Origin of the sequence: Rhodovulum strictum, from assembly GCF_009649175.1 — a bacterium.
In the GTDB taxonomy this organism is placed as follows: domain Bacteria; phylum Pseudomonadota; class Alphaproteobacteria; order Rhodobacterales; family Rhodobacteraceae; genus Rhodovulum; species Rhodovulum strictum.
Window position 1 is genome coordinate 130,114 of record NZ_WJPO01000006.1, and the last position, 11,878, is coordinate 141,991.

Annotated in this window: 9 protein-coding genes, 1 tRNA gene and 1 pseudogene; 1 reads left to right on the forward strand and 10 read right to left on the reverse strand. The window is 67.3% G+C overall.

Going from position 1 to position 11,878, the window contains the following annotated elements:
• Window positions 1–58 precede the first annotated feature (58 nt).
• From GH815_RS06180 to GH815_RS06220, 10 genes are all read right to left on the reverse strand, one after another.
• A complete protein-coding gene (locus GH815_RS06180) occupies window positions 59–850 on the reverse strand; it encodes an FAD binding domain-containing protein (RefSeq protein WP_153747880.1) in 792 nt (263 codons plus the stop codon).
• Between the two features lie 12 nt (window positions 851–862).
• A complete protein-coding gene (locus GH815_RS06185; protein WP_153747881.1) occupies window positions 863–3,229 on the reverse strand; it encodes a xanthine dehydrogenase family protein molybdopterin-binding subunit in 2,367 nt (788 codons plus the stop codon).
• 47 nt (window positions 3,230–3,276) lie between these two features.
• A complete protein-coding gene (locus tag GH815_RS06190; RefSeq protein WP_153747882.1) occupies window positions 3,277–3,780 on the reverse strand; it encodes a (2Fe-2S)-binding protein in 504 nt (167 codons plus the stop codon).
• 193 nt (window positions 3,781–3,973) lie between these two features.
• Complete coding sequence (locus GH815_RS06195; RefSeq protein ID WP_153747883.1) at window positions 3,974–5,869, reverse strand: acyl-CoA synthetase; 1,896 nt, start codon at window positions 5,867–5,869, stop codon at window positions 3,974–3,976.
• Window positions 5,870–6,017: 148 nt separating this feature from the next.
• Window positions 6,018–6,446 carry a peptidoglycan-binding protein LysM gene (gene lysM, locus GH815_RS06200; RefSeq protein ID WP_153747884.1) on the reverse strand — a complete coding sequence of 143 codons (429 nt, stop codon included), beginning with the start codon at window positions 6,444–6,446 and terminating at the stop codon, window positions 6,018–6,020.
• An 82-nt stretch (window positions 6,447–6,528) separates the two neighbouring features.
• Window positions 6,529–8,322 (reverse strand): ABC transporter transmembrane domain-containing protein, encoded by a 1,794-nt coding sequence (locus tag GH815_RS06205; protein WP_153747885.1) that lies wholly within the window; start codon window positions 8,320–8,322, stop codon window positions 6,529–6,531.
• A gap of 97 nt (window positions 8,323–8,419) precedes the next feature.
• Window positions 8,420–8,493 (reverse strand) — tRNA-Gly (locus tag GH815_RS06210).
• Between the two features lie 59 nt (window positions 8,494–8,552).
• The gene (locus GH815_RS19380) at window positions 8,553–8,675 is read right to left on the reverse strand and encodes a hypothetical protein (RefSeq protein WP_281354776.1); all 123 of its coding nucleotides are present in this window, start codon (window positions 8,673–8,675) and stop codon (window positions 8,553–8,555) included.
• An 89-nt stretch (window positions 8,676–8,764) separates the two neighbouring features.
• Window positions 8,765–9,823: a quinone-dependent dihydroorotate dehydrogenase gene (locus GH815_RS06215; protein ID WP_153747886.1), complete on the reverse strand. Its 1,059-nt coding sequence runs from the start codon at window positions 9,821–9,823 to the stop codon at window positions 8,765–8,767.
• Window positions 9,820–10,158, reverse strand: a complete 339-nt coding sequence (locus tag GH815_RS06220) for a DUF952 domain-containing protein (protein WP_153747887.1) — start codon at window positions 10,156–10,158, stop codon at window positions 9,820–9,822. The genes GH815_RS06215 and GH815_RS06220 overlap by 4 nt, the downstream gene beginning before the upstream one ends.
• A 108-nt stretch (window positions 10,159–10,266) precedes the next feature.
• Here GH815_RS06220 and GH815_RS06225 point away from each other — a divergent pair.
• A pseudogene (locus GH815_RS06225) lies at window positions 10,267–11,855 on the forward strand (bifunctional metallophosphatase/5'-nucleotidase).
• The last annotated feature ends 23 nt before the right edge of the window (window positions 11,856–11,878 follow it).

Sequence of the window (11,878 nt, forward strand, 5' to 3'; positions counted from 1 at the left end):
GACGGCCCCTGAGAGGGCAGCGCCCCCGCCGGACCCGGCGAGGGCGCAAGCTCTGCGTTCAACCCGCGGCGGTGACGGCCCGGCCGGTCAGCACCTTGACCAGATGCGCGCGGTATTCGGGCGAGCCGTGCAGATCGCCGATCATCATGTCGGCCTCCAGCGACAGCCCCGCGATGGCGCCCGCGCTGAAATCGGCAGACAGCGCCGCCTCGGCCTCGGCCCAGCGGAACACGCCCCCTTCGGAGGCGCCGGTCACCGCGACGCGCACGCCCGAGGCGTATTTCGCCACGAACACCCCCACCAGTGCAAAGCGCGAGGCCGGTTGCTCGAACTTCTGATAGGCCGCCCGTTCCGGCACCGGAAAGCGAACCTCGGTGATGATCTCGCCATCCTCAAGGGCGGTGGTGAACATGCCCTGAAAGAAGTCGTCCGCCGCGATGTCGCGGTTGACCGTGCGGATCGTCGCGCCCGAGCCCAGCGCCGCCGCCGGATAGCAGGCCGAGGGGTCGTTATTGGCCAGCGACCCGCCGATGGTGCCGCGATTGCGCACCGCCGGATCGCCGATATTGCCCGCAAGCGCCGCCAGCGCCGGGTAATGCGCCGCCGCATCGGCCGCGACCACCGCGTGCGGGGTCGCGCCCCCCACGCAAACCGCGCCGTCATCGGCGATGCACACCCCCCTGAGTTCGGCAATCCCGCTCAGGCAGACCAGTTTCGCAGGCGCCGCCAGCCGCTGCTTGAGCGTCGGGATCAGCGTCTGCCCCCCGCCCAGCGCCTGCGCCTCTTCGGCGCCCAGTGCGGTCATCGCCTCGTCCAGCGTTGCCGGGCGCACGAGTTCGAAAGCGTACATGCGTGGTCCTCCTCAGCCCTGCATGACCGCCCAGACGCGCGAGGGCGTCAGCGGCATGTCGATATGGGTGATATGGGTATGGCCCGCCCGTTGCAGCGCATCCACGACCGCGTTGACCACCGCGGGCGGGCTGCCGATGGCACCGGCCTCGCCGCAGCCCTTGACCCCCAGCGGGTTGTGGGTGCAGGGCGTCTGGCAGGAATGGTCGACCACGTAGAACGGCACGTCCGAGGCCCGCGGCATGGCATAATCCATGTAGGATCCCGACAGAAGCTGGCCGTACTCGTCATAGGTCGTGGTTTCCAGCAGCGCCTGCCCGATCCCCTGCCCGATCCCGCCATGGACCTGTCCATCGACGATCATCGGGTTGACGACATTGCCGAAATCGTCCGCCGCCGCGAAGCGTTCAATGGTCACCTTGCCGGTCTCGGGATCAACCTCGACCTCGCAGGCATAGGCGCCCGCGGGATAGGTGAAGTTGTTCGGATCGTAGAAGGCGGTTTCCTCCAGCCCCGGCTCGATCTCGTCCAGGGGATAGTTGTGCGGCACATAGGCCGCCAGCGTCACATCCCCCCAGGCCACCGACTTGTCGGTGCCCGCAACGGTGAACCTGCCGTCCTTGAGTTCGATATCCTCGGGGCTGGCCTCCATCAGGTGGGCCGCGATCTTGCGGGCCTTGGCGATGATCTTGTTCGTCGCCTTGACCATCGCGCTGCCCCCCACGGCCAGCGAGCGCGAGCCATAGGTGCCCATGCCCATCGGCGTGTTCGCCGTATCGCCATGCACGATCTCGACCATCTTCTCGTCGATGCCGATCATGTCGGCCACCACCTGGGCAAAGGTCGTCTCGTGCCCCTGCCCGTGGGAATGGCTGCCGGTCATCACCACCAGCCCGCCCGTGGCGTTCACCCGCACCGTGGCGCTTTCGTAAAGCCCTGCGCGGGCACCAAGCTGGCCGACCAGTTGCGAGGGCGCGATCCCGCAGGCCTCGATATAGCAGTTCACCCCGAGGCCGCGCAGCTTGCCGCGGGCCTTGCTTTCGGCCAGCCGCGCCTCGAAGCCCGCGACGTCGGCGATTTCAAGCAGCTTGTCCATCGTCGCGTTGTAGTCGCCGGTGTCGTATTCCACCGCGACCGGCGTGGCATAGGGAAACTCGGTGATGAAGTTCCTGCGCCGCAACTCCACCGGGTCGATCCCCATCTCGCGCGCCGCCTTGTCGATCACGCGCTCAAGCTGAAAGGTCGCCTCGGGCCGACCGGCCCCGCGATAGGCATCGACCGGAACCGTGGTGGTGAACACCGCCTTGACGTTCACATAGATCAGCGGCGTGCGGTAGTTCCCCGCCATCAGCGTGCCATGCAGCCAGGTCGGAATCGACGGCGCAAAGGTCGACAGATACGCCCCCATATTGGCGTAGGTCTCGGTGCGGATGGCCTGGAAATGGCCCTCGGCATCCAGCGCCAGTTCGATCTTCGTGACGTGGTCGCGGCCCTGCGCATCGGTGACGAAGCTTTCCGACCGGGTGCAGGTCCATTTCACCGGACGGCGCAACTGCTTCGCGGCGAAGGTGACGGCGGCCTCCTCGGCATAGTGGAAGATCTTGGACCCGAACCCGCCGCCCACATCGGGCGCGACGACGCGCAGCTTGTGCTCGGGGATGCCCAGCACGAAGGCCCCCATCAGAAGCCGGATCACATGCGGGTTCTGGCTGGTGGTGTAAAGCGTCGAGTCGTCGGTCGCGAAATTGTAGTCGCCGATGGCCACCCGCGGCTCCATCGCGTTCGGCACCAGCCGCTGGTTGACCAGTTCCAGCGTGGTGACGTGATGGGCGGTCTCGAACGCCTTGTTCACCGCCTCGCGGTTCTCCTCGACGAAGCCCCAGTCATAGCACAGGTTCGAGGTCAGCTCGTCATGCACCTTGGGCGCAGACTCGGCCAGCGCCGCCTTCATGTCGAGAACGGGTTCCAGTTCCTCGATATCGACCACGACCGCCTCGGCCGCGTCGCGGGCCTGGTCATAGCTCTCGGCCACCACCAGCGCGATCGGATCGCCCACATGGCGCACCTTGCCCCGCGCCAGAACCGGGTGGCCCGGCTCCTGCATCGGGGCGCCGTGGCGGTCGGTCACCTGCCAGCCGCAGGGCAGCCCGCCCACGCCCTCGAAATCGGCGGCGGTGAAGATGCGGATGACACCGGGCATCGCGGCAGCGGTGTCGGTGTTCACCCCGTTCAGCCGGCCATGCGCGACCTGGCTGCGCACGAAACAGGCATGGGCCTGTCCGGGCAGGTTTATGTCGTCGGTATAGCGGCCCCGTCCCGTCAGGAACCGCAAATCCTCGCGCCGCTTGGTGCTGGCGCCGATGCCGTGATCCTTCGGCATGATATCCTCCCTGGAGTATCTGTCTTCTGCGCGCCCTTGACGGACGGCTATTCGGCGGCGACCGCGTCCCCGTGGCCCAGATGGCTGACATCCTGTCCCGAGGCTGCCAGTATCGCCTTGACGATGTTGTGATATCCCGTGCAGCGGCAGATATTGCCCTCAAGGTAATGCCGGATCTCGGCCTCGCTGGGCGTCGGGTTCCGGGCCAGCAGCGCCGCAGCCGTCATCACCATGCCCGGCGTGCAGAAGCCGCATTGCAGCCCGTGATGATCCTGAAACGCCTGCTGGATCACCGACAGCGAGCCGTCGGGATTGGCCATGCCCTCGATCGTGCGCACCTCGGCCCCCTCGCATTCAAGGGCAAAGGTCGTGCAGGATTTCACGTCCTGCCCGTTCACATGCACCACGCAGGCCCCGCATTGGCTGGTGTCGCAGCCGACATGGGTGCCGGTCAGGCCAAGCCCTTCGCGCAGGAACTGGGACAGCAGGGTGCGTCCCTCCACCTCTCCGGAAACGGCCTTGCCGTTCACGGTCATCGTGACCTTTGTCATCGATATCCTCCCTATATCCCGGGCGAGTAAAGCATGGGTCGGGGGCTTTGAGAACCGCTGATTTGCCGATCCCTTCGTCCGGGTTGACGGGCTGGAAACCGGGCGCGAAACGGCGCACAGGGCACCACACCGCCAAGGCGGATCCGCACAGGGGATTGCCCGGCAACAGCCGGTTCCGGGGGCGCGTCGCGGGTTAGTCGGCCCACTCCCAGGGGGTGGCGAAGTTGCCGAGCACCGCGCGCAACGCCGCCTCGTCATCCGCGCCGCGCCCGTCCACCCGGGCCACGAGCCCGCGCTTGCGGTCCTCGACCACCTCGGCCACATGGGCCGACAGCCCCGCCTCGGCCAGCGCCGTGTCAAAGACCCGCTGGATGGCACGCTTGCGCAAATCGGGCTTGAACACCTTGCCGACCGCGGTCTTGGGCATCTCGTCGATGATCTCGACATGCTTGGGGATCGCGGCGCGCTCGTGGATATGAACCCTGGCATGGGCCAGAAGTTCATCGGCGGTCGCGGTCGCGCCCTGCACAAGCTCGACATAGGCGCAGGGCAGTTCGCCCGCAAAGGCATCGGGCTGGCCGATCGCGCCCACGAAGGCCACGGCGCGATGGCCTGCCAGCGCCTCCTCGATCTCGGCGGGGTCGATATTGTGGCCGCCGCGGATGATGATGTCCTTGGCCCGGCCGGTGATGTAAAGGTAGCCATCGGCATCGAACCGGCCCAGATCGCCGGTGCGCAGGAACCGCCCCTCGGCATAAAGCCCGCGATTCTTCGTGGCATCGGTATAGGTCGCCCCCTCCAGAACGCCGGGATTGGCGACGCAGATCTCGCCCACCTCATCCACCTCGCATTCGCCCAGCACGTTGCCCTCGGCGTCGCATTTCAGGATGCGCACCTGCGTATGGGGAAAGGGGATGCCGACCGAGCCGATCTTCTTGGCCCCATCGGGCGGGTTGATCGAGACAAGGCAGGTCGCCTCGGTCAGCCCGTAGCCTTCGCAGATGGTGACGCCGGTGGCCTGTTCGAACCGGCGATAGAGCTCGACCGGCAGCGGCGCCGAGCCCGAGAACGCATAGCGCAGCGACGAGACATCGGCGTTCACCTCGCGCTGCATCAGCGCGGCGATGGCGGTGGGCACGGTGATGACATAAGTCACGCGCCAGCGCTCGACGAGCTTCCAGAAATTGTCGAACACGCCCTCGCCGCGATAGCCCGCAGGCGTCGGCAGCACCACATGCGCCCCGGTCGAGATCACCGACATCAGCACCGGATAGGCCGCGAAGACATGGAACAGCGGCAAGGGGCAGATCACCGTGTCGGTTTCGTTGAACAGCAGCCGGTCGCCCAGCCAGCCGTTATAGACCATGCCCGAGACCATGTGCTGCGCCACTTTGGGCAGCCCGGTGGTGCCGCCGGTATGGAAATAGGCGGCGATCCGGTCCCCGGAATGATCGGCAAAATCCAGCCCGTCGGCGCGTTCCTTTGCCAGTTCCTTGTGGAAATCCATCAGGTCGGCATGGTGATTGTCGGGATTCCTGGGCCGGATCAGCGGCACGATCAGCTTCTTGACGCCGCTCAGATAGCGCAGCAGGTCCACCTCCAGCACCGTGCGCACGTTCGGCGCATGGCGCACCGCCTCGGCGACCTTCTGGCCGACATCGGTCTTGGGGAAGGTGCGCAGCGTGACCACGACCTTTGCATTGGTCTCGCGCAGGATCGCGGCGATGGTCTCGGCCTCCAGCAGCGGATTGATCGGGTTCACGATCCCCGCCACGGCCCCGCCCAGCAATGTCACCGCGGTTTCGGTGCTGTTGGGCAGAATGAAGGCCACAACGTCGTTCTCGCGTATGCCGAGGCGGCGGAACAGGTTCGCGGCCTGGGTGACGCGGGCATGCAACTCCGCCCATGTCAGCGTCTCGGCCGATGCCCTGGGATCGGAAAACATCTGGAAGGACAGGGCAGGCCGGTCGGGATGCGCCCGCGCCGTCGTCGTCACGAACTCATAGACACTGCGCGCCACGGGGCGCGAATGCCAGTCGGATTCCGCCTCGATCGCGTCGCGATCGGCGCGTGAGGCATAGCCTGCCATCGTCTTTCCTCCCGAGGGGGTCCGTTCGATGCGGACCCGCTTTCCCTTGTCGAAGGATCAGGATGGCCGGAATTTCCGACTGCCGCAAGACATTGCTCGGGGCCTGCGCCGCCGTTTCAGGCCCCGCGCTGCACCGTGCGCGACAGGATCAGCCCTGCGGAATGCGCAGCACCTGGCCGGGATAGATCTTGTCGGGATCGCTCAGCATCGGCTTGTTGGCCTCGAAGATCTCGGTATAGCGCGCGCCATTGCCCAGCGTCTTTTCGGCGATCTTCCACAGGCTGTCGCCCTTGACGACGGTATGGAATACCGGCTCGGCGCCGCCCGCGGCATCCTCGACCGCGGCCACGCCCTCGATATTGCCGACCGCCAGCATGACCTTTTCCTTGGCCTCCTGGCTGACGGGCGTGCCCGACACCTTGACCTTGTCGCCCTCGACCGTGATCTCTAGCCCCCCGGCATCGAGCCCCAGATCGGCAATTTCCTTGTGCAGTTCATCGACGCTCGGCGCCTCGGCCGCCTCGGCCCGGCCACCCAGCTTCTTTCCGGCATTCTTCACGAATTGCCACAAACCCATTTCCCGTCCTCCTCGGCAACAATCATTAACGATGCGCCAGAATAGACCGGGTTTCGCAACAGGGAAACGAAAAGGATTTGGCTCAGGCCGCGCTGTCGATGCCGTCGGTGAATTGCAGCCGGGCAAGGCGCGCATAAAGCCCGCCCTGCGCCACCAGCGCCTCGTGGCTGCCCTCGGCGACGATCCGCCCGCCATCGAAGACAAGGATGCGGTCTGCCTTCTTCACGGTGGCCAGCCGGTGCGCCACGATCAGCGTGGTGCGGGTGGCGGCCATCTCGTCCACCGCATGCTGCACCGCGCGTTCCGATTCCGCATCCAGCGCCGAGGTCGCCTCGTCCAGAAGCAGCACGGGCGCATCGCGCAGGATGGCGCGGGCAATGGCGATGCGCTGTTTCTGCCCGCCCGACAGCATCATGCCCCGTTCGCCCACCTGGGTATCATAGCCCTGCGGCAGCGCGGCCAGGAAGTCATGCGCGGCAGCGGCGCGGGCGGCCTGTTCGACCTCGGCATCGGTCGCCTCGGGTCGGCCAAAGCGGATATTCTCGCGCGCAGAGGCCGCGAAGATCACCGGATCCTGCGGCACCAGCGCGATATGGTGGCGGAAGGTGGCCCGCGTGGTCGCCCGCAGATCCACACCGTCCATCAGGATGCGCCCCTGTTGCGGATCGTAGAAGCGCAGCAGAAGCTGGATGATCGTCGTCTTGCCCGCGCCCGAGGGACCGACCAGCGCCACGGTTTCACCCGGCCGCACATGCAGGTTCACCCCGTCCAGCGCCGAGATTCCAGGGCGCGAGGGATAGGAAAAGCGCACATCCTCGAAGCGGAGGTCACCCCGCGCCCGGGCCGGCAGCGGCAGGGGTCGCGCGGGGTCGGTAACGCTGTCCTCGGCGGTCAGCAGCTCGACCAGCCGCTCGGTCGCGCCCGCGGCGCGCTGCAACTCGCCCCAGATCTCGGTCATCGCGCCCACGGCGGCAGCCACCATCACCGAATAGATCACGAACTGGACCAGCTCGCCCACGCTCATCACATCGGCGCGGACATCGCGCGCGCCGGTCCACAGCACGCCCACGATCCCGGCAAAGACCAGAAAGATCACGATCACCGTCATCACCGCCCGCGTGCCGATCCGCTGGCGCGCGGCGACATAGCTTTTCTCGGTCACGTCATGGAACGTGCCGCGGCTTGCCGCCTCGTGGGTAAAGGCCTGTACGGTCTGCACCGCCAGCAGCGCCTCGGAGGCATTGCCAGACGAGGCCGCGATCCAGTCCTGGTTCTCGCGGCTCAGGCGGCGCAACCTCCGGCCCAGCAGCACGATGGGCACGATCACCGCAGGCACCAGGATCAGCACCGCACCCGTCAGCTTGGCCGAGGTCGCCAGCATCAGCGCCAGCCCGCCAAAAAAGATCAGCACATTGCGCAGCGCGACCGAAACCGACGAGCCGATGACCGACAGGATCAGCGTGGTGTCGGTGGTGATCCGGCTGAGCACCTCGCCGGTCATCGTCCGTTCGTAAAAGGCCGGGCTCATCCCGATCATGCGGTCGAAGACGGCGGTGCGGATATCGGCCACCACCCGCTCGCCCAGCAGGGTGACAAGGTAATAGCGTAGCGCCGTGCCCAGCGCGAACAGCGCCGCAATGCCCAGCGCGGCGGCGAAATAGCCGTCCAGAAGCGCGGCCGTCTCTGTCTCGAACGCATCGACCACCCGGCGCACCGCCATCGGCAGGATCAGCGAAACCGCCGCGGTCAGCACCAGCACCGTCAGCGCCGCGCCCAGCAACCCCTTGTAGGGCAGAACAAAGGGCCAGAGCGCCCGCAGCGCCCCCACCCGCTTCGACGTTGCGCGATCCTCGTCAACCTTGGCCCTGGGGGGCATGGCATGCTCCTGCTTGTCCGCGGCTGTTGTAGGGCCGGGCGGCGGGGACAACAAGTCGCAGGCGCCGATTTCACGGCCGGGGCGCGGGATGCAGGGATGGAGCGGGTAGACGGAATCGAACCGACATAGCCTGCTTGGAAGGCAGGGGCTTTACCATTAAGCTATACCCGCGTGCCCCTGTCACTAGGCCAGCACCGGGCGGCGGTCAAGCCGCATCTGGCCCGAAGCGGTCAGCCTGCGGCCGGCTCGATCAGCCCCGTCCCCGCGGCACGGGTCGCGTTCACCGCCGGACCGACCCGGTTCAATGCCAGCACGCCCTCGACCGACAGGGTGATCGCGAACCGTCCGCACATGGGCGTCAAGGGGAAGGCCGGGACCAAGACCTTTCAGAAAGTCCTGGCAAAATCCTTGCAAGGATTTTGCGCCCCGCCCAACCGTCCGGTCATTGCCATTCATCGCGGCCCGTGCCGACCGCCTCGGACACATTGGCAAAACCGTCGCGCGCCAGAAGCCGGTCAAGCCCCCGCAGGATCTCGGCCACCAGCCCAAGCCCGCCATAGACCAGCGCGGTGTAAAGCTGCACCGCGCTCGCACCTGCGCGGATCTTGGCATATGCGTCCTCGGCCGAGCCGACGCCGCCCACGCCGATCAGCGGCAATTGCCCGCCCGTCGCCACCGACAGCCGCGCCAGCACCCGGGTCGAGCGCGCGAAAAGCGGCGCACCCGACAGCCCCCCCGCCTCGCCCGCATGGCGGCTTGTCAGTTCGCCCCGGGCCAGCGTCGTATTGGTCGCCACGATCCCAGAAATCCCGGTCTCCAGCGCGACCCCGGCGATCTCGTCGATCTCGGCATCGCCCAGATCGGGCGCGATCTTGAGGAAGACCGGGATCGGCCGCTTCAGCCCCGCCCGCGCCGCCATCACCCCCGCCAGCAGCGCCGAAAGCGCCGCGCGCCCCTGCAAATCGCGCAGCCGCTCGGTATTGGGCGACGAGACATTGACGGTCGCGAAATCCACATGCGCCCCGCAATGGGCAAGCACGGCGGCGAAATCGGCGGCCCGGTCGGCGCTGTCCTTGTTCGCGCCCAGGTTCAGCCCGACCACCGCCCCCCCGGGCCGCGCCGCCAGCCGCGCCCCGATCGCCACCATGCCCTCGTTGTTGAAGCCGAACCGGTTGATCGCGGCGCGATCCTCGGCCAGCCGGAACAGACGCGGGCGCGGGTTGCCGGGCTGCGGGCGCGGCGTCGCCGCCCCCACCTCGACAAAGCCGAAACCCGCGCGCGCCAGCGGGTCAAGCGCCGCGGCATTCTTGTCATAGCCCGCGGCCAGCCCGACCGGATTGGGCAATGCCAGCCCCGCCAGATCGGTCGCCAGCCGGTCCGAGGTAATCGGCCCCGGCAGCGGCACAAGCCCTGCGCGTAATGCCGCCAGCGACAGCCCATGCGCCCGCTCGGGGTCCATCCGGTGCAGAAGCGCAAGCCCCGCGCGTTCAAGCGGCGTCATACCATACCCTCGGGAAAGATGTGGCCGGTCGCCCCCAGCGGCAGGGACTTGTCCCAAACCACATCCGCCGCGACCAGTTCGCGATAAAGATGGGGAAACAGCGCGCCGCCGCGCGACGGCTCCCAGCGCAGCGCCTCGCCCAGCCGGTCCACGGCGACCGCCACCAGCACCAGATCGCTTTCCCCGGCGAAATGCCGCTCGGCCGTGCCGGTCACCTGTTCCGCGGTTGACAGATGGATGAACCCGTCGGCCAGATCGACCGGCGCCCCGGCAGTTCGCCCTGCCGCGCGAAAGGCGTCCCACTCGGCCCGGCGAAGGATCTTGTAGATCAGCATCCCGCTCCCATGCCCGCAGACGCGCGGCCGGTCAAGCGCCAGAGGCTTTGACAGCCCCGGCGCGGCAGGCCAGACTTGCCGCGTTCAACCCAAGGGGGGGGATTCATCATGGCAACGCGCGTTCTTTCCGCTGCGCTTTTTCTGGCACTGGCGGCCGCCCCGGTCCGGGCCGATTATACGCTGACCATTCTGCACACCAACGATTTCCACGCCCGGTTCGAGCCGATCTCGAAGCATGATTCGGGCTGTTCCGAGGCCGAGAATGCCGCGGGCGAATGTTTCGGCGGTTCGGCCCGGCTGGCGACCGCCATCGCCGAAGCCCGCGCGCGCAATGCCAACACGATCCTTGTCGATGCCGGCGACAAGTTCCAGGGCACGCTGTTCTACACCCATTACAAGGGCCAGGCCACCGCCGAGATGATGACCCGGCTGGGCTATGACGCGATGGCGGTGGGCAATCACGAATTCGACGACGGCCCCGAGGTGCTGGCCGTTTCGTCGCCTCGGTCGATTTCCCGGTGCTGATGGCCAATGCCGATCTGTCGGCCGAACCGCTGCTGCGCGAGGGGATCGCGAAATCAGCGGTGATCGAGCGCGGCGGCGCAAGGCTGGGGCTGATCGGCCTGACGCCCGTGGACAACCCCGATCTGGCCAGCCCCGGCCCGAACATCGTCTTCACCGACCCGGTCACCGCGGTTCAGGCCGAAATCGACCGGCTGGCCGCGGACGGCATCGACAAGATCATCCTGCTCAGCCATTCGGGCCATGACCATGACCTGCGGATCGCCGCGGAAACCACCGGCCTCGACGTGATCGTGGGCGGCCATTCCCACACGCTCTTGTCCAACAGCGTCGAGGGGGCGGCGGGCCCCTATCCGACCATGGTGGGCCAGACCGCCATCGTGCAGGCCTATGGCTATGGCAAATATCTGGGCGAGCTGACCGTCACCTTCGATGACGCGGGCGTTGTGACCGCGGCGATGGGCGAGCCGATTTTGCTGGACGCCACCATCGCCGAGGATGCAGAGACCAGGGCACGCATCGCCGACCTGGCCCAACCGCTCGACGAGATCCGCCAGAAGGTCGTGGCCGAGGCCGCCGAACCCATCGAGGGCGATCGCAGCATCTGCCGGGTGATGGAATGTGCGATGGGCAATCTGGTCGCCGAGGCGATGCTGGATCGGGTGCGCGCACAGGGCATCAGCATCGCGATCCAGAATGGCGGCGGCCTGCGCGCCTCGATCGAGGCGGGCCCCGTCACGATGGGCGATGTGCTGACCGTGCTGCCGTTCCAGAACACGCTTTCGACCTTTTACGTGCCGGGCCGCACGGTGATCGAGGCGCTGGAAAACGGCCTGTCGCAGGTCGAGGAAGGCGCCGGCCGCTTCCCGCAGGTCGCTGGCCTGCGCTTCACCTGGGCGCCGGGGGCCGAGCCGGGCGCGCGGATCAGAAGCGTCGAGGTGATCGAGAACGGCGACTGGGCGCCCATCGACCCGGACCGGACCTATGGACTGGTGTCGAACAACTACGTCCGCAATGGCGGCGACGGCTACCGGATGTTCCTCGATGCGCAGAATGTCTACGATTTCGGCCCCGACCTTGCCGATGTGACGGCCGAATTCCTGGCCGCGAACGCCCCCTATCGCCCCGTCACCGATGGCCGGATCGCCACGGCCGAATGGGAACAGGCCCGCTAGGCAGCCAGCTTCGGGCGCGTCGG

Coding starts and splice junctions, on each gene's coding strand:
- GH815_RS06180 (WP_153747880.1), bottom strand. CDS start 850: ATGTACGCTTTCGAACTCGTGCGCCCGGCAACGCTGGACGAGGCGATG.
- GH815_RS06185 (WP_153747881.1), bottom strand. CDS start 3,229: ATGCCGAAGGATCACGGCATCGGCGCCAGCACCAAGCGGCGCGAGGAT.
- GH815_RS06190 (WP_153747882.1), bottom strand. CDS start 3,780: ATGACAAAGGTCACGATGACCGTGAACGGCAAGGCCGTTTCCGGAGAG.
- GH815_RS06195 (WP_153747883.1), bottom strand. CDS start 5,869: ATGGCAGGCTATGCCTCACGCGCCGATCGCGACGCGATCGAGGCGGAA.
- lysM (WP_153747884.1), bottom strand. CDS start 6,446: ATGGGTTTGTGGCAATTCGTGAAGAATGCCGGAAAGAAGCTGGGTGGC.
- GH815_RS06205 (WP_153747885.1), bottom strand. CDS start 8,322: ATGCCCCCCAGGGCCAAGGTTGACGAGGATCGCGCAACGTCGAAGCGG.
- GH815_RS19380 (WP_281354776.1), bottom strand. CDS start 8,675: ATGTGCGGACGGTTCGCGATCACCCTGTCGGTCGAGGGCGTGCTGGCA.
- GH815_RS06215 (WP_153747886.1), bottom strand. CDS start 9,823: ATGACGCCGCTTGAACGCGCGGGGCTTGCGCTTCTGCACCGGATGGAC.
- GH815_RS06220 (WP_153747887.1), bottom strand. CDS start 10,158: ATGCTGATCTACAAGATCCTTCGCCGGGCCGAGTGGGACGCCTTTCGC.